Raw genomic sequence first — 15,689 nt, 5'->3', positions numbered from 1 at the left:
TGACCGGCGGCCCGGCCCTGACCTGGTAGGACCTTGCGGGCAGGCCGGGACCAGCGCAGATCACCCTTCGCGATCTTGCCGGCGCGGGTGTGGCATGGTGGCGGCATGGGACCGCCGGAGGACAGCGAGGCCCGACCGCTGCCCGAGCCGGTCCGGGTCGGCCTGCGGGTCCTGCGCGGCTACCGACCGACCATCGCCCGGGTGCGGGCGCTGGTCCGGAGCATGGCGACCTCCTTCGTGGTGCTCAGCGTGACGTTCTGGTTGCTGCCCGGAGTCACCACCACCGGCCTGGTCGGGTTGCTGTGGCTGGTCGTACTGGTCAGCGCGGTAGGTGCGGTGCTGCGCCCGCTGCTGCTGGCGCTGGCCACCGCGCTCGGCGGACTCGGCGCCCTGACCATCGGCGTGGGTGTGCAGGCCGTCGTCATGTACGTGGCGCTGCGGCTGGCTCCCGAGGCCCAGGTGGCCGGGTTCGGCGTCGCGTTCGCCGCCGCCTGGCTCGCCGTGGCGCTCGCGGCGGTCGTCAACTGGCTCGCCGATGCCGGCACCGACGACAGCTTCGTCAGCGAGACCCTGCGCTTGATGGGCCGGGTCCGGCGCGCCGCGGGTCGCCGCCGACGCCCGGCCTGGCGGATCCGCCGTCGACACGAACCGGTGGCCGACCCGGCGGGCGAGCCGCCGCGCGACGGGTTGCTCATCATCCAGCTCGACGGCGTTGCCACGCCTGTGGTGCAGTGGGCGGTACGCGCCGGCAACCTGCCGACCATCGGCCGGTGGCTGCGATCCGGCACCCACCGGATGACCCGCTGGCACACCGGACTGCCGGCCACCACCCCGGCCGCGCAGGCGGGCCTGCTGCACGGCGAGGCTTGTCAGGTGCCGGCCTACCGCTGGTACGAGAAGTCGACCGATGGCGGCACCGGTCGGCTCGTGGTCAGCAGTCGACCCCGGGACGCGGCCGAGGTCGAACGGCGCATCTCCACCGGAGCGGGGCTGCTGCGCGACGGCGGGGTCAGCATCAGCACCGCCTTCTCCGGTGACGCCCCCACCAACCTGCTCACGGTCAGCCGGGCCGGGCTTCCCGGGCGCTCGACCCCGGGCTACGCGGCCTTCATGACCAGCCCGTACGGCTTCGCCCGGACGGTGGTGCTCGGTGCCGGGCTGGTGCTGCGCGAACTGCACGAGGCGCGGCGACGGCGGGTACGCGATGTCCAGCCCCGGGCCGACCGTGGCGGCACCTACCTCGCCCTGCGTCCGCTGGCCAGCCTGCTCAACGACCTGAACGTGTCACTGATCGCCGAGCAGATGGCCCGGGGCGCACCGGTGATCTTCTGTGACTTCGTCGACTACGACGAGGTGGCCCATCACGCCGGGCCGGCGCGTCCGGAGGCGATGGCCGCGCTGGAGGCGCTCGACCACACCCTCGGCATCCTGCAACGGCTGGCCGCCGAGGCGACGCGGCACTACCACCTGGTGGTGTTGAGCGACCACGGGCAGAGCCAGGGCGCCACGTTCCGTCAGCGGTACGGCGAGTCGCTCGCGCAACTGGTCGACCGGCTGGCCGTCCGGGTCGCCGTACCCGAGGGCGACCCGGGCGGCCGCGACGAGGCGTGTGGCCGGGTCGACGCGCTGCTCACCGAGGTGGCCGGCCGCAACGGGGTGACCGCCGTGGCGACCCGGGTCGGCTCCGGCCTGGTACGCAGCCAAGCGGGTGCCCGGTCACGGGCGCAGCGGGACAGGAAATCCCCGAAGGTCGGCCTCCGGTCACCGGCGGAGACGAACCGCGAGGCACCGCCCGGACGGGCCAGGCCGGAGCCGACGCGGAAGGCACCGGCGGGCCCTCCCGAACCGGAGACGGCCCGGGAGGCATCGCCCGGCCGGGCCGAACCGGAGACCGTGGTGGTGGCCTCCGGAAACCTGGCGATGATCTACTTTACTCGGCATCCGGGGCGGCTCACCCGGGAGCGGGTGGACGCAGTTGCCCCGGGCCTGATCGACGGGCTGGCCGGGCACCCCGGCATCGGGCTGGTCGTGGTCGACTCCGCCGACGGTCCGGTGGCGATCGGCTCCGGCGGCAGTCACCGGCTGCGCGACGGGCGGGTCGAGGGCAACGACCCGCTGGCAACCTACGGGCCGCAGGCCCGGCAGGATCTGCTGCGCCACCAGGAGATTACCCACGTCGGTGACCTGGTGCTGATCAGCGCGGTGGACCCCGGCCTGGAGGAGGTGAGCGCCTTCGAGGAACTGGTCGGCAGTCACGGCGGCCTGGGCGGCTGGCAGAACGACGCGCTGCTCATCCATCCCGCCGACTGGCCGCAGCAGGGCGAACTCATCGGCCCCGACGCCGTACACCGGCAGTTGCTCGACTGGTTGCGTCGGCTGGGCCTGCGCCAGCCGGACGGTGGCGCGCCGGACGACCGGGCTGAGCCAGTTCCCGGTGCCCGTCCGCATCCGCGTCCCCGTGAGCGGCCGGCTACGGCCGCGCCGGTGGGTGCGCCGGCACCGGCCGGCGTCGCCCCAGCCAGCTCAGCCCCTGGCTGATCAGCACCACCAGCAGGACCGCAGCCACCACGCTCTGCCACGGTTCCGGGAAGACGGCCCGGCCGAGCACGCCGATCGCGGCGTAGACCGCCGACCAGAGCAGGCTGGCCGGCAGGTTGACGACGGCGAAGCGCCGCCAGGAGAGTCCGGCCAGCGCCGCCGCCAGCAGCACCGGCAACCGGCCGCCCGGAATGAGCCGGGAGATCAGGAACACCGAGACCGGTCCCTCGCGTACCCGCGCCGACACCCGGTCGAGCCGATGCGGCTCGCGTAGCCAGCGCAGCCGTCGAGCGGCCCGCTCGCCGCCCCAGCCGAGCACCAGGTAGACCACCAGATCACCGAGGTACGCGCCGAGCGCCCCGGCGAGCACGACCAGGAGCACGGTGGCCGGGTCCTGGTGGGCGGCGAGGGCGGCGGCCCCGCTGACCGCCGCGCCGGTCGGCACCACCGGGGCGACCGCGCCGACCAGCACCACCAGGGCGAGCCAGGTCAGCGCGCCGAGCGTCGCGGTCATGGCGCCGTCGTGCAGGACTCGCCCGGATGCAGCACACGCACCCGGGTGCCGGGGGAGGTCACCTCGGCGTGCCGGGCGAAGTCGTCACCCGGCTGGAAGAACCGGTCCGGCCGGATGCGGTCGCAGCCGACCGGCCAGAACGTGCCGTAGTGGATGGGCACCGCCAAACCGGCTGCGGCGCGCCGGACCGCCTCGGCCGCCCCCGCCGGATCGAGGTGACCGGGGCCCAGCGTCGGGCCCCAACCGCCGACCGGAATCAGCGCCAGGCCGACGGGCCCGAGCTTGGCCATCTCGTCGAAGAGGCCGGTGTCCCCGGCGAACCAGGTACGGGTCGCGCCGTCGATCAGGTAACCGACGGCGGGTGCCTGGTGCCGGGACCACGGCCCGCGGCCGGCGGGGTGCACCGCGGGCACCGCCGTGACGCTGACCCGGCCCACCGTCGTCCGGTCGCCGGGCGTCAACTCCGTGCACCGGTCCGCGACATCGCCGAGGGCCCGACGGACCAGCCGCGCGGCACCCGCCGGCACCACAAGCGTGGTGTCTGCCGGCAGCCGGCGCAGCGACGCGAGGTCCAGATGGTCGGCGTGCAGGTGCGACACGAGTACCGCGTCCGGAGCGGCGGCGAGCCGTGGGGTGGGTCCGCGCCGGCGCCGCAGGTGGGCCAGCCGGTCACGCAGCAGCGGGTCGGTGAGCAGTCGGGTGCCGGAATCCTCGATCCACACGGTGCTGTGACCGTGCCAGGTCACCTCGGTCACACTGTCATCCGTACCGCCGCTGCCACGCCTACCACGGTATCCGGCGGTCCCGGCCGTCATCCGGCCGAGGTCCACTGCTCCGCCGGTGGCCACCCTTGTCGAGGGCGACCGCGCCGGCGAGGGCGTTCATCAGTAGTCCGCCGGGAGATACGTGAGCAGTCGACGAGCCGGCGGCGTTCAGACCGGCGGTGTTAAGAAGGGGCCCTTCCTCTACCGCAGGCGTTAAAAAGGGGCCCTTCCTTTCAGCCGGGCGACGAGGGTTTTGGGGGCGACGGCCAGGTAGCCGTCCTGGAGGACTTCGGCGAGTTCGGTCTCGTCGATGCCGGTGTCGAGGCGTACGCCGACCCAGCCCCGATGGCCGACGTAGGGCGGCCGGAAGTAGGTCTGCGGGTCGGCGGCGATCAGCTCGACGGCCGAGCCCGGCGGCGCGGCGCACCACAGGTGCGGGAAATCGTCCTGGTGGTGCCCGTCGGGCCAGACGTACGCGAAGGACTTCTTGTCCCGGACGAACCAGGCCGGGGTGCCGTGACTCAGCCGCTCGCTGACCTCGGGCAGGCCCAGGCACACCCGGCGGATCGTGGCCACCGTGTCGGTCATCGCCTCACCGTACGGCATGTCGCCGTTCGTCCGACGCGCCGCGCGCGAACGGTTGTCTTGACATGCAAATTCCTCGATGGAAGCGTGTGTTCTCCGTGGGTCGCATCGATGCGGCCCACGCGATCTACGGGTGACCTGGACGGCAGCGACGGCGTTACCGGCACCGACCGGTTTCGGCACCGAGTACCTGTGGGAGCGACGGTATGAGTCTCATCGGCATCCGCAACCGGATCATGTTGCTCGGGACGCTCCGGGACGCGGGCGGTCGCCTGGTCAGCGGGCTCGCGCTGCTCCAGGTGATCGGCAATCTCGGTCCGGCGGTGACCGCGGCGGCGGTCGCGCTGCTGGTGAGCCGGGTGTCCGCCGCGGACGGCGCGGCCGGCCTGCTGAGCGCGGTGCAGGTTCCGCTTGTGCTGTTCGGGCTGGCGCTGGTCGCGGCCCACGTCATGGAGGCGGTGACGGAACCGCTCACCTACCTGGCCATCTCCCGGATCAACGGGCAGCACCGGGCGCGGATCATCCGGCTCACCTCCCGTGGCTCCACACTCGGCGGGCTGGAGAGCCCCGAGGTGCAGCGGTTGATCTACGAGGCGAAGGCCGACCCGGACAACTGGACCCAGCGCACCCCCGGCGACGGGGCGGTCTCCCAGCTGAACCTGATCGCCGCCGTGATCGGACTGATCGGTTCCTGCATCGTGCTGGCCCGGTTCGCCTGGTGGCTGATCCCGCTGGTGGCGATCCCGGCGCTGGTCTACCGGATCATGGACCGGAACCGCCTCGTCGGCTGGTACGAGAAGTGGCAGGAGAACATGGACGAGGGGCGCCGCGCCGAGAAGTGGCAGGCGGCCGTCGTCTCACCGAGCGAGGGCAAGGACACCCGGATCTTCGGCTTCGGCAACTGGGTGGTCGACCGGCTGCAACTGCACATCCGCCGGATGTATGTGCCGGTGTGGAAGGCCGGCGAGCGCTACATCCTCCAGCAGTGGAGCAAGTTTCCGCTGGTCGCGGTGCCGCTGGCGATCGCGTTCGGCGCGGTCGCGTACAGCGCCGGCCAGGGGCTGACCTCGATCGCGGTGGCGACCGCGGTGTTCAGCGCCGGCTGGGGGATCTACCAGGTCTTCGCGCACAACGACGCCCGCGACCCGGTGGGTGCCATCGCCTGCCTGCGGGCGTACGCGGAACTGGAACGGCTGCTCGACGCGGAGGCGGAGCCGGCCGCCCCGGTCGAGAGGGCGGAACTGCCCGCCGCCGGTGGGCCGCCGCTTGTGCGCTTCGAGGACGTGTCGTTCACCTATCCGCGAACCGAGCGGCGCATCCTCGACCAGATCGACCTGGAGATACGCCCCGGTGAACTGCTCGGCGTGGTCGGCCTGAACGGCGCCGGCAAGACCACCCTGATCAAGCTGCTGGCCGGGCTGTACCACCCGACCGGGGGCCGGATCACCGTGGACGGGATCGACCTCGCCCGGCTGGACGTCACCGAGTGGCGTACCCGGTTGTCGATCGTGTTCCAGGACTTCATCCACTACGAACTCTCCGTCGCGGACAACGTCATGCTTGGGCACGCCAGCGCACCCCGCAGCCAGGAGGCGCTGACCAGCGCGGCGACCAGCGCCGGGCTGGGCGGCGTACTCGACGATCTGCCGGCCCGCTGGGACACACCGCTGTCCCGGTCCCGCACCGGCGGGGTGGACCTCTCCGGCGGGCAGTGGCAGCAGGTCGCCCTGGCCCGCGCCCTCTACGGCATGCAGACCGGCGCCGACATCCTGGTCCTCGACGAACCCACCGCCCACCTCGATGTCCGTACCGAGTTCGGGGTCTTCGACCGGCTCATCGCCGAGCGCGGCGACGCCAGCGTCATCCTCATCTCGCACCGGCTCTCCACCGTCCGGCGGGCCGACCGCATCGTGCTGCTCGACGGCGGCCGGGTCGCCGAGGCCGGCACCCACGAGGAGCTGATGGCGCTCGGCGGCGCGTACGCCCGGATGTTCAAGATCCAAGCCGAGCGCTTTCAGCAGGGCTATGACGACCGGATCGAGGAAGGCGAACTGCTGTGATTCGATACATCAAGCTCTGGATCGAGCTGCTCGGCGTCTCGTGGCGGCGCTTCCCCGGCCAGACCGGGGCGATGTTCCTGGTCAAGCTGCTGGCCGCCGGTGCGGTGTCGGCGACCGCCGTCGCCCTCAAGCACGCGACCGACTCGGCGCTGCAGGGTGACGCCCAGGGTGCCCTGGTCGCCGCGGCCATCGCCGCGCTGACCTACGGCCTGGTCGGCTACCTCGAAGGGGTCGACACGTACCTGCACTTCCTGCTGGTGGAGAAGGTTGCGCTGATCGATCTCCAGATGGAGATCGACCGGAGCATCGCCACCATGGAGGGGCTCGACCACCTGGAGCGGACGGACTACCTCGACCGGGTCACGGTGGTCCGCAACGCGCCGTGGGGCATCATGTTCGGGCTCTGGGTCGCCGTCGACACGGTCTTCAACATCCTGCAACTGGTCATCATGCTCGCCGTGCTCGGCTCGGTCAGCCCCTGGCTGATGCTGCTGCTGCTCTTCGCGGGGGTGCCGCTCTGGTTCGAGCGGCGTGGCCTGACGCTGGTGAACGACGCCGAGACCGAGACCGCCGAGCTCTTCCGGGTGCAACGCCACCTCTTCGACCTGGCCACCGACGCGGCGACCAGCAAGGAGGTACGGGTCGCCGGGGCGGGCGAGGAGTGCACCCGGATCCAGTCCCGGGCCTGGGACGAGATGGTCGAGGGGCGCTACCGGGCCCGGGTCCGCTCCGCGTTCTGGCAGGTCACCGGCTGGATCATCTTTACCGCAGGTTTCACCGGCGGCATCGCGCTCGTGGTCTACCAGGCTGCCAACGGAACCGGCACGATCGGCGACATCATCCTGACCATCACCGTGGCGGTGAACCTGCGCGCGGCGGTGCAGAACACGGTGGCGCGCACGGCGGAGACCGCCGGGGCCGGCATGTTGATCGACCCGTTCCTGTGGCTGCGCGACTACACGGCGGCCGACCGGGCCCGCGCCAAGGGCGTACTGCCGCCGCCGGAGACGCTGCGGGAGGGGATCCGGCTGGACCACGTCAGCTACACCTACCCGGGCACCACCTCGCCGGCCCTGGACGACGTGACGGTCTCCTTCCCGGCCGGCTCGGTGGTCGCCATCGTCGGCGAGTACGGCTCGGGCAAGACGACGCTGGTCAAGCTGCTCAGCAAGTTCTACCTGCCGGACCAGGGCCAGATCTCGGTCGAGGGCACCCCGTTGGCGGACATCAACACCGAGGCGTGGCGGGCGCGGTCGAGCGCCGCGTTCCAGGACTTCGGCCGGTTCCAGACCGTCTTCGCCGAGACGGTCGGCCTCGGCGACCTGGACCGGATCGAGGACCGCGAGCGGATCAGCTGGGCGCTCGCCTTCGCCGACGCGCAGAGCCTGGTCGACCGGCTGCCCGACGGCCTGGACACCCAGCTCGGCCGCTCGCTGGGCGGGGTCGACCTGTCGGAGGGGCAGTGGCAGAAGACCGCCCTCGCCCGCTCCGCGATGCGGGAGGCACCGCTGCTCTTCGTCCTCGACGAACCGACCGCGTCGCTGGACGCACCGAGCGAGAACGCCATCTTCCGCCGGTACATGCAGCGGGCCCGTGACCTGGCCGCGCGGACCGGAGCGGTGACCGTGGTGGTCTCGCACCGGTTCTCCACAGTGGCGGGCGCCGACCTGATCCTGGTGCTGGACCAGGGCCGGGTGATCGAATCCGGTACGCACGAGGAACTCCTCGACGCCGGTGGCCGTTACGCCGAGGTCTACAACATGCAGGCAGCCGCCTCGATGTGAGTCTTCCGATGTGAATCTTGGTCCGAAAGTGCCCTTCCCGGGGCTTCCCGGGGCTTCCCGGGGCGGTTTCGGACCAAGATCTACTCGGGTGGTGCGATCAGGTGAGCGCCTACGCGGGCCGCTTCGGCGGTGATGCGGTCCTGCCACATCGGCCAGACGCCGTGCATCCGGGGGGAGACGACGACCAGGTCCAGACCGTCCTCGGGGGACGGGATGCGCAGCCCGAGGCCGTGCACCGGCCGGTCGAACGGACCCCGGACGGCCCGGGCCGCCAGCTCCGGCTCGAAGTCGACAAGGATCGCGGGCGGCAGCTCCGGCGGCACCCGCTCACCGCACCCGATCACGCACACCCGCGGCTGCTCCGCCTCTACCGCCGACGGGCGCGCCGAGCCGCCGGGCGCCGCTCCGAGCTGCGCTGAGCCGTCGGCCGCCGCTCCGAGCTGCGCCGATCCGCTGGTCGCCGCTCCGAGCTGCGCCGAGCCGTCGGCCGCAGGGCTGGAGGCGTACGCCGCGTACGCTGCCGCCAGCTCGTCGGCCACGTCGGTGGCGGTGACCCGCGACCGCCACGCGCTGAAGGCCGCGTACTCCTCCTCGTAGCGGCGCAGCAGGTTGCGGGCCCGGATGCTGGCGTACAGCTCGACGTCGGGCCCGGGATGCCGGTCGGCGAAGACGGTCAGGTTGCCTCCGACGCTGGCCGCCATGGCGCTCAGATCCGGCCGGGACGGCCACTCGATGCCCCATGCCGCGCGGCTCATCACGATCGGACAGCCGTGCCGGAACAGCCGGTAGCCCAGCTCGATGTCCTCGTAGCCCCAGCCCCGGAACGCCTCGCTGAAGCCGCCCACCGCCCGGAAGTCTGCGGTGCGGACGGAGACGTTGAGAGTCCAGAAGAGGATCCAGGGCGCGGCCAGTCGGGACAGGTCGTAGTCGAGCGCGACGAGTTCGTCGTGGCGCATGTCGAGCCCACGCGGACCGTCGCCGATCTTGGCGGCCACCAGCTCCGGCGGCTCGGTACGCAGCAACTCCTCAAGCCCCCGGAAGGGCCGGAACTTCACCGTGCCGTACGCGTAGCCGAGCACCGCGACGCCGGGACCGCCGGGCCGGCCCGGGTGCGCCCGGTGCGCCGCGCAGTGGCTGGCAACCAGCTCCGGCCCGGCGACCATCCCGCAGTCGAGAAAGAGCAGCAGGTCGCTGCGGGCAAGGGCGGAACCGACATTGCGCACCCGCGAGACGCAGTAGCCGTTGGCCGCGATGTCGGCGACGTCGCGTTCGAGGAACTCGTACCGGATGGTGAGTCGGTCGCCGAACTCCTCGACGACCGCGCCGGTGCCGTCGGTCGACCCGTCGTCGACCACGATCACCTCGAACGATCGCGCCGACCCGGACTGCCGCACCAGCGACGTCAGCGTCGCGCGCAACTGGTCGGCCCGGTTGTAGGTGGGGATGATGACGGACGCCTCGACCGCCACGGCGCCTCCTCGGCCTCGCCAGGGGGAGCCAGCCTAGCATTCGATTGACGACCGTCAGTGCGGATCATATCGTGGCGGGGTGGGAACCCGAGAGGTGCCAGCCTCGGTCGGCCAACGCCTGCTCTGGCTGATGGACCACTACCGGGGTGCCGGTGGCGGGTTGACCGAGCCACTCGTCTGGCGGCTGCGCGGCCCGCTCGACCTCGCCGCCCTGCGCCGCGCGTTGGACCTGCTCTGCGCCCGGCACGAGGCGCTGCGCACCACGTACGCGCTGCGTCGGTCGCGGCTGACCCAGCTGATCCACGAGCCCCGTCCGGTGCGGCTCGGGACCGTCGACCTGCGCGCCGAGGCGGCGCCGGAGCAGCGGCTCACCGCCGAGGTCGAGGCGGAGCTGTCACGCGGTGTCGACCCGGCCGAGTGGCCGATGCGGGTCGTGCTCTGGCAGCTCGCCGACGACGACCACCTGCTCTGCGTCAACCTGCACCACCTCGCGGTCGACTACCGCTCCAACCGGCTCATCACCGACGACCTCACCCGCCTCTACAACGCCCAGCTCGGCACCGATCCCGAGCTGCCCCCGGTACGCCGGCAGTACGCCGACTGGTCGGCCGACCAGGCACGGGCGCTCAGCGGGGCCGCGCTGCGGGAGCTGACCGCGTACTGGACCGCGACGCTTGACGGCGCGCGGTTCCTGCCGGTACGCCCGGCACCCGGCGACGGCGGGGTGCGGATGGACGAGCCCCGGGAGGCGCACATCCAGGGGGAGCGGCTGGCCAACCTGCGGGCGGTCGCCCGCGAGCGGGGTCTGCCGATGCTGCCGGTGGCCCTGGCGGTCTTCGTCGCCTCGGTGCGCCGGCTCACCGGGATGACCGACCTGACCATCGGCACGCTTGTCGACGTGCGGGGCGCGCCCGAGTACGCCGACACCGTCGGCTTCTTCGAGAATCTCGTGCTGGTCCGCGTGCGGGCCGGCGACACCTTCGCCGAGACGGTGCAGCGCTCCGGGGTGGCCGTCGCGGGGGCGCTGGCGCACGCGGCGCTGCCGTTCCACATGCTGCCCCCGGCGGCCACCGGCGCCTCCCGGGAGGCGGGCGGCGGTCGCGCCGACGACGTGGTGGTCAACCTCATCGACGCCTGGGACGCCCGGCTCGGCCTGGACCGGCTGGACGCGCAGCTGATGCCGTTGGGGTTCGGCCACAGCAGCGGTCGCTTCGGCGTCCGGGTGGTGATGATGGAATACTCCGAAGGGCTGGTGATCTCGGTGACCCATGGCCTGGATGGCCCCGCTCCGTCCTGGGTGGCCGGACTGCTGCCGGCCATCGAGGAGTTGCTGGCCGAGCCGCTCACCGCTGCGGCGGTGCTGCCGTGACCCAGGTGGGCGAGCCGGCCGACGTACTGACCGGAGTGGTGCCGTTTCCCGCCGAGGCCGCCGCCGCGTACCGGGCGGCCGGCTACTGGACCGGCGAGCCGCTGGGCACCATCCTCGACCGGTGGGTGGCCACCGACCCGGGCCGGGTCGCGGTGGTGGCCGGGCCACGACGGATCACCTACGCGCAGCTCGACCGGCGGGCCGCCGAGTTCGCCGCCGGCCTCCAGGCGCTGGGCCTGCGGGCCGGTGACCGGGCCGTGGTGCAGCTGCCCAACGTGCCCGACCTACTGGTCACGCTGATCGCGATGTTCCGCGTCGGCGTACTGCCGGTCCTCGCGCTGCCGGCCCACCGCCGCAACGAGATCGGCTACCTCTGCGCCCACTCCGGAGCGCGGGCGTACGTCGTGACGGACGTGGCGCCGCGCTTCGACTACCGCGACCTGGCGGCACAGGTACGCGCCGAGCACCCCACGGTCGAACACGTAATCGTCGCCGGGGACCCCGGCGGGTTCCGGTCGGTCGACGAGGTGGTCGCGCTCGGCGCCGGACGGCAGGTCGTACCGCCCGAGCAACCCGTACCGGTCGCCTTCTTCCTGCTCTCCGGCGGCACCACCGGTCTGCCCAAGCTGATCCCGCGCACCCACGACGACTACCGCTACCAGTTGCGGGAGACCGCCGCCGCGATGGGCTTCGACCAGACCGGGGTCTACCTCGCGGCGCTGCCCGCCGCGCACAACGCCGCGCTCGGTTGCCCCGGGGTGCTCGGCGCCCTGCTGGCCGGCGGCCGGGTGGTGCTCGCGGCCAGCCCCAGCCCGGACGAGGTCGGGCCGCTGATCGCCGCCGAACGGGTCACCCTGACCACGCTGATGCCCTCGTTCCTCACCCTCTGGGCGGACCTTGCCGACCTGTTCGACACCGACCAGTCCGGCCTGATCATCGAGGTCGGCGGCGCGCGGCTCAGCCCCGAGGACGCGCTCAACGCCGAACGGGCGCTCGGTGCCACGGTCAGCCGCTGGTTCGGGATGGCCGAGGGCGTGCTGTCCTTCACCCGCGCCGACGATCCGGACGACGTACGGCTCGGCACCGAGGGCCGACCGATGTCGCCGGCCGACGAGATGATGATCGTCTCCGTCGACACCGACCAGCCGCTGCCGCCCGGCGAGACCGGCGCGCTGCTGGTGCGGGGCCCCTGCACGCTGCGCGGCTACTACGACGCGGCCGACTACAACGCCCGCAACTTCACCACCGACGGCTTCCTGCGCACCGGCGACCTGGCCCGGTTCACCCCGGCCGGGCACCTGGTCATCGCCGGCCGGATCAAGGACATCGTCAACCGGGCCGGCGAGAAGGTCCCGGTCGAGGAGGTGGAAGGCTTTCTCGCCCGCCACCCGGCCGTCGCCGACGTCGCCGTCGTCGCGCTGCCCGACCACGCCCTCGGCGAGCGGACCTGCGCCGTCGTCGTACCCCGTGGCCCGGCACCGACCCTGCCCGACCTGCGGGCCTTCCTGGCCGCCCACGACCTGGCCGACTACAAGTTCCCCGACCAGATAGTCATCGTCGACGCCCTGCCCCGCACCAGCCTCGGCAAAATCGACAAGCTCACCCTAGCCACCCAACTCGCCACCACCCCCCGTTGACACCAGTCCCCGTTCACACCACCCCCCGTTCACACCACCCCCGTTGATCATGAGGTTAGCGGCAGTTTGAAGATCAATTACTGCCGCCAACCTCATGGTCAACAAGCTGGAGTTCGTTGCTGAGCTGGTCGGGACGGCTGTGGCTGGCCGCGAATCAGCCGCGGAGTTTATTGACGTCGGAGACGTGAGCAAGCCGCTGTGAAGTATGAGCCCCTGACCTTGGCGCGCCTGGGTGCCCTGCTCGTCGGAGTTGACGAGACTCGTCGGTGGCGATTGGTGGCGGAGTTCCTGGAGGAGCACCGATGGGAACCGTCCGAGCTGCTACGTGGCTGGGCAGGAGTTGAACGTCGCATGAGCCTCGATGATCCGCAGAACATCTGCTGGCGATGAAGGTGTTGGCCGCGCGTCGTAGGAACGCCGAGGACATCCGCTTCCTGATCGATCACCTTGGGTTGACCAGCGCCGAGGACGTTCTCAACCCGTGCATGTTTGAAGATCAACCATTGCCGCCAGCCTCATGATCAGCCGTCGAGTAGTAGTCACGGGCCGCTTCCTGGGTGGGTGAGGCAGGCAGGGATGGGTTGCCGCCGCCAGGCGGAGGCGGAATCATGATCAGGAGCGAACGTGTCAGGTTAGTTGGGCTGCTCGTCGGAGACGAAGAACGAGTACATCCATCGACGGGATGTTGGGTGGATAAGCGGTGGCGACGGGCTTCCAGCCCCAGCGTTGGTAGATCGCGCGAGCAGGCGCGGCGGGGTTGGAGCATAGTGTTGCGAGCTGTTCCGGCCGACCATCGAGCAGGGTGTTCAACAGCTGTTTGCCAAGTCCCCGACCGCGATGTGGCCGGCGCACCGCGAGTTCGATGACGGCGAACTTGGTGTGGCCCTTGGTGTCGGTCGGTTCGTGATCTGCGTCTGACCACCAGCCGTCGGCCATGAAGGAGTGCCCATAGGCGTAACCGACCACCTCGGTGTCGATCTCCGCAATGACGATGGCGAAGCCGGGCTGGGAGGACTCCTCAGCAAACCGTTCTATGTAGTCGGCAACGTGTTCGTCAGTTTCGAGGTACGGCGGCTCGGCGTAGACCTCGCGGTAAAGGTCGGTGAAGTGCGGTCGATAGCGTGGTAGCTCCGTCGCGTCGAGGCGGCGGACGTGAGGTCCGCCGGTCATACTGGCTTCCCGGCGGTCTTCAGTGCGTGAACCTGTTCAAGAAAGTCATGGGCGGCTGACGAGGCGGACCCTTGAATCTGGTGACAGAACTCGCGTAGCCGGGCGTTGGCTCGCCCGGACCGGACCTCTTTGAATAGCGGTAGCACCGAAGCCACGGTTTGGCAGGCGCGGGTATGGTCGCCTTCGGCCAACAGCGACAGGCCGAGACGGACGCTGTAGTAGGCCCGGTTGCGCTGGAATTTGGCTCCCAGACCCTCCACAGCCGCCTGCATGGCCGTGGCGGCTTGGTCGGGTCGACCGAGGTAACCGCTTGCGGTGGCACGGCGGGCGGCGAGCTCCGCAGTGTCGAAGAAGGCGAGCCAAGCTGGGTCTTCCTCCCCAATGTCGGGGTGAAAGACATGGTATGCACGGTGCATCGCGTTGCGTGAAGCGGTGGCGTCGCCGAGCTGGGCCCAGCAGACGGCCTCGCGCGCTGAGAGTAGGGCAGCCAGGCGTGGCGGTGCCCAGCCGGAGGCTCGACGCTGAGCGAGTTGCATGAGCTGGATGGCCTCGCGCGGGCGGCCCTGGTAGCGCGAAAGCGTGTTCATGCTCGCTAGGGTGAGGACTTCCAGATCGAGATCGTCGGCGATTTGGGCGGCGCGAAGCGCTTCCCCGTAGTAATACCTGGCGTCTTCGTGGCGGCCGGCGTCGAAGTGCAGCCATCCCGTCATCTCAGCCATCTCGCCGTACGCGGATTGAAGTTCACGGCCGGCAGCCTCGCTGTAGTCGGCCCGGTTGAGTGGGCTGTCGACCTTGCTCAGGCACCAGTGGGCGGCCTGGCAGACGGCCTCGCCGCCGGTCTGATCATCGAGGGTGTACAGCTCGGGCACCATGAGTCGAATCTGGCGTGCCCCGTCAGCGGTGACGTAGGTCTGGACCTCGCCGAAAACGGCCGCGAACGGTGCGAACAGCGAGGCACCGACCAAAGTGCGACGCTTCATGGGATCGACCTCCTCGTTCCCTTGCGTGCCAAGGGTATCCGCAGCCGCGGCTGGGGTTGGGGCGAGCCCGGCGAGCAGGCGCGGCGCGCCAAGACCATCCATTATCCGGCCGATGGTACGGATGTCGAAGCACCTACTGGTGCCGCTCATCAGCCGAGAGATGTGCGCCTGGGACAGGCCGGTCAGTTCGGCCAATTGCGTTTGAGAGACCCCAGTCTCGTTGGTCACGGTGGTCAGCACGTATTGCCAGTTCCACTGGCTCAGCGCCCGGCGCAGGTTCGTGGTGAACCACAGATGCGGAGGAACCTGCACGGTCGACGCGGGCAATCCACGGCTGCCTGAGGTGCACGGGAAACATTGCAAGGCGCTGTTGTAGCGGCTCAGCGGTGTGCCGCAGTCCTGGCAGCGGCGGTCGTGCTTGGACATGCACATCCTCCCGTGGCATCGGGTATACGCCGACGCATATTCGCCTCTTACCGCAATGTGTAGCTCTGCGTACGCCAATAGGTAACGGTACGCATTGTGCCGTGAGTCGGATAGGTGCGCGATACCGAGAGCCCTTCAGTCGAAGGAAGACCTGTGCGTCGTGTCTCGTACGAGGAGCCCTTAATGATGATCATCCGAACGCTTCTGTTTCCGTTGGTGCGGTGGTTGTTCCGGTGGGCTGAGCCGGTGCCACCGCGGGGGACCGGGCAGCGGTATCAGGAGGTTGAGCAGGCAGCGGCGGTGCAGCGGTTGCTTGATCATGCGGCCCGGTTGCGGGAGTCGTCTGGGGCGGCGACCCGGGACGTCACGGGAGATCAGGGCGGCGGGTGTGGA

The 15,689-nt window shown here is 70.9% G+C and carries 11 protein-coding genes and 1 pseudogene; 6 read left to right on the top strand and 6 right to left on the bottom strand.

Going from position 1 to position 15,689, the window contains the following annotated elements; all coding sequences use genetic code 11:
- Window positions 1-105 precede the first annotated feature (105 nt).
- Window positions 106-2,538, top strand: coding sequence for an alkaline phosphatase family protein (locus tag AC507J_RS12785; protein ID WP_496289350.1), 2,433 nt, complete (start codon window positions 106-108; stop codon window positions 2,536-2,538).
- On the opposite strand, the gene AC507J_RS12780 is transcribed toward AC507J_RS12785, so the two are convergent.
- From AC507J_RS12780 to AC507J_RS12770, 3 genes are all read right to left on the bottom strand, one after another.
- Entirely contained in the window at window positions 2,471-3,052 is a 582-nt protein-coding gene (locus AC507J_RS12780; protein ID WP_496289349.1) for a DedA family protein, read from the bottom strand. The two genes, AC507J_RS12785 and AC507J_RS12780, sit on opposite strands and share 68 nt — an antisense overlap.
- Window positions 3,049-3,807, bottom strand: a complete 759-nt coding sequence (locus tag AC507J_RS12775; RefSeq protein ID WP_496289348.1) for an MBL fold metallo-hydrolase — start codon at window positions 3,805-3,807, stop codon at window positions 3,049-3,051. The genes AC507J_RS12780 and AC507J_RS12775 overlap by 4 nt, the downstream gene beginning before the upstream one ends.
- A 222-nt stretch (window positions 3,808-4,029) precedes the next feature.
- Window positions 4,030-4,404: an MmcQ/YjbR family DNA-binding protein gene (locus tag AC507J_RS12770; RefSeq protein ID WP_496289347.1), complete on the bottom strand. Its 375-nt coding sequence runs from the start codon at window positions 4,402-4,404 to the stop codon at window positions 4,030-4,032.
- Window positions 4,405-4,607: 203 nt separating this feature from the next.
- Between AC507J_RS12770 and AC507J_RS12765 the strand changes: the two genes are divergently transcribed.
- Both AC507J_RS12765 and AC507J_RS12760 read left to right on the top strand, forming a co-directional pair.
- Window positions 4,608-6,461 carry an ABC transporter ATP-binding protein gene (locus AC507J_RS12765; RefSeq protein ID WP_496289346.1) on the top strand — a complete coding sequence of 618 codons (1,854 nt, stop codon included), beginning with the start codon at window positions 4,608-4,610 and terminating at the stop codon, window positions 6,459-6,461.
- Window positions 6,458-8,245, top strand: coding sequence for an ABC transporter ATP-binding protein (locus tag AC507J_RS12760; RefSeq protein WP_496289345.1), 1,788 nt, complete (start codon window positions 6,458-6,460; stop codon window positions 8,243-8,245). Before AC507J_RS12765 ends, AC507J_RS12760 begins: the two co-directional genes overlap by 4 nt.
- 80 nt (window positions 8,246-8,325) lie before the next feature.
- On the opposite strand, the gene AC507J_RS12755 is transcribed toward AC507J_RS12760, so the two are convergent.
- On the bottom strand, window positions 8,326-9,714 hold the full coding sequence (locus AC507J_RS12755; RefSeq protein ID WP_496289344.1) for a glycosyltransferase: 1,389 nt from the start codon (window positions 9,712-9,714) through the stop codon (window positions 8,326-8,328).
- Window positions 9,715-9,793: 79 nt separating this feature from the next.
- Here AC507J_RS12755 and AC507J_RS12750 point away from each other — a divergent pair, with 79 nt between their 5' ends.
- Together AC507J_RS12750 and AC507J_RS12745 are read left to right on the top strand one after the other, a co-directional pair.
- Window positions 9,794-11,083: a condensation domain-containing protein gene (locus tag AC507J_RS12750; RefSeq protein ID WP_496289343.1), complete on the top strand. Its 1,290-nt coding sequence runs from the start codon at window positions 9,794-9,796 to the stop codon at window positions 11,081-11,083.
- A complete protein-coding gene (locus AC507J_RS12745) occupies window positions 11,080-12,720 on the top strand; it encodes a (2,3-dihydroxybenzoyl)adenylate synthase (protein ID WP_496289342.1) in 1,641 nt (546 codons plus the stop codon). Before AC507J_RS12750 ends, AC507J_RS12745 begins: the two co-directional genes overlap by 4 nt.
- Before the next feature lie 627 nt (window positions 12,721-13,347).
- Here the strand turns inward: AC507J_RS12745 and AC507J_RS12740 are convergent.
- Window positions 13,348-13,890 (bottom strand): GNAT family N-acetyltransferase, encoded by a 543-nt coding sequence (locus AC507J_RS12740; RefSeq protein WP_496289341.1) that lies wholly within the window; start codon window positions 13,888-13,890, stop codon window positions 13,348-13,350.
- On the bottom strand, window positions 13,887-15,296 hold the full coding sequence (locus AC507J_RS12735; RefSeq protein WP_496289340.1) for a helix-turn-helix domain-containing protein: 1,410 nt from the start codon (window positions 15,294-15,296) through the stop codon (window positions 13,887-13,889). The genes AC507J_RS12740 and AC507J_RS12735 overlap by 4 nt, the downstream gene beginning before the upstream one ends.
- A gap of 183 nt (window positions 15,297-15,479) precedes the next feature.
- Between AC507J_RS12735 and AC507J_RS12730 the strand changes: the two are divergent.
- A pseudogene (locus tag AC507J_RS12730) lies at window positions 15,480-15,689 on the top strand (hypothetical protein); the annotation flags it as partial.

It is taken from the genome of Micromonospora sp. PRAS1, from assembly GCF_059553435.1.
The sequence above is the reverse complement of the archived record's forward strand: the minus strand, read 5'-3'. Positions and strand labels throughout refer to the sequence as shown.

What these genes read in the sequence shown, in the direction of transcription:
- AC507J_RS12785 (WP_496289350.1), top strand. Translation starts at nt 106, where the DNA reads ATGGGACCGCCGGAGGACAGCGAGGCCCGACCGCTGCCCGAGCCGGTC.
- AC507J_RS12780 (WP_496289349.1), bottom strand. Translation starts at nt 3,052, where the DNA reads ATGACCGCGACGCTCGGCGCGCTGACCTGGCTCGCCCTGGTGGTGCTG.
- AC507J_RS12770 (WP_496289347.1), bottom strand. Translation starts at nt 4,404, where the DNA reads ATGACCGACACGGTGGCCACGATCCGCCGGGTGTGCCTGGGCCTGCCC.
- AC507J_RS12765 (WP_496289346.1), top strand. Translation starts at nt 4,608, where the DNA reads ATGAGTCTCATCGGCATCCGCAACCGGATCATGTTGCTCGGGACGCTC.
- AC507J_RS12740 (WP_496289341.1), bottom strand. Translation starts at nt 13,890, where the DNA reads ATGACCGGCGGACCTCACGTCCGCCGCCTCGACGCGACGGAGCTACCA.
- AC507J_RS12735 (WP_496289340.1), bottom strand. Translation starts at nt 15,296, where the DNA reads ATGTCCAAGCACGACCGCCGCTGCCAGGACTGCGGCACACCGCTGAGC.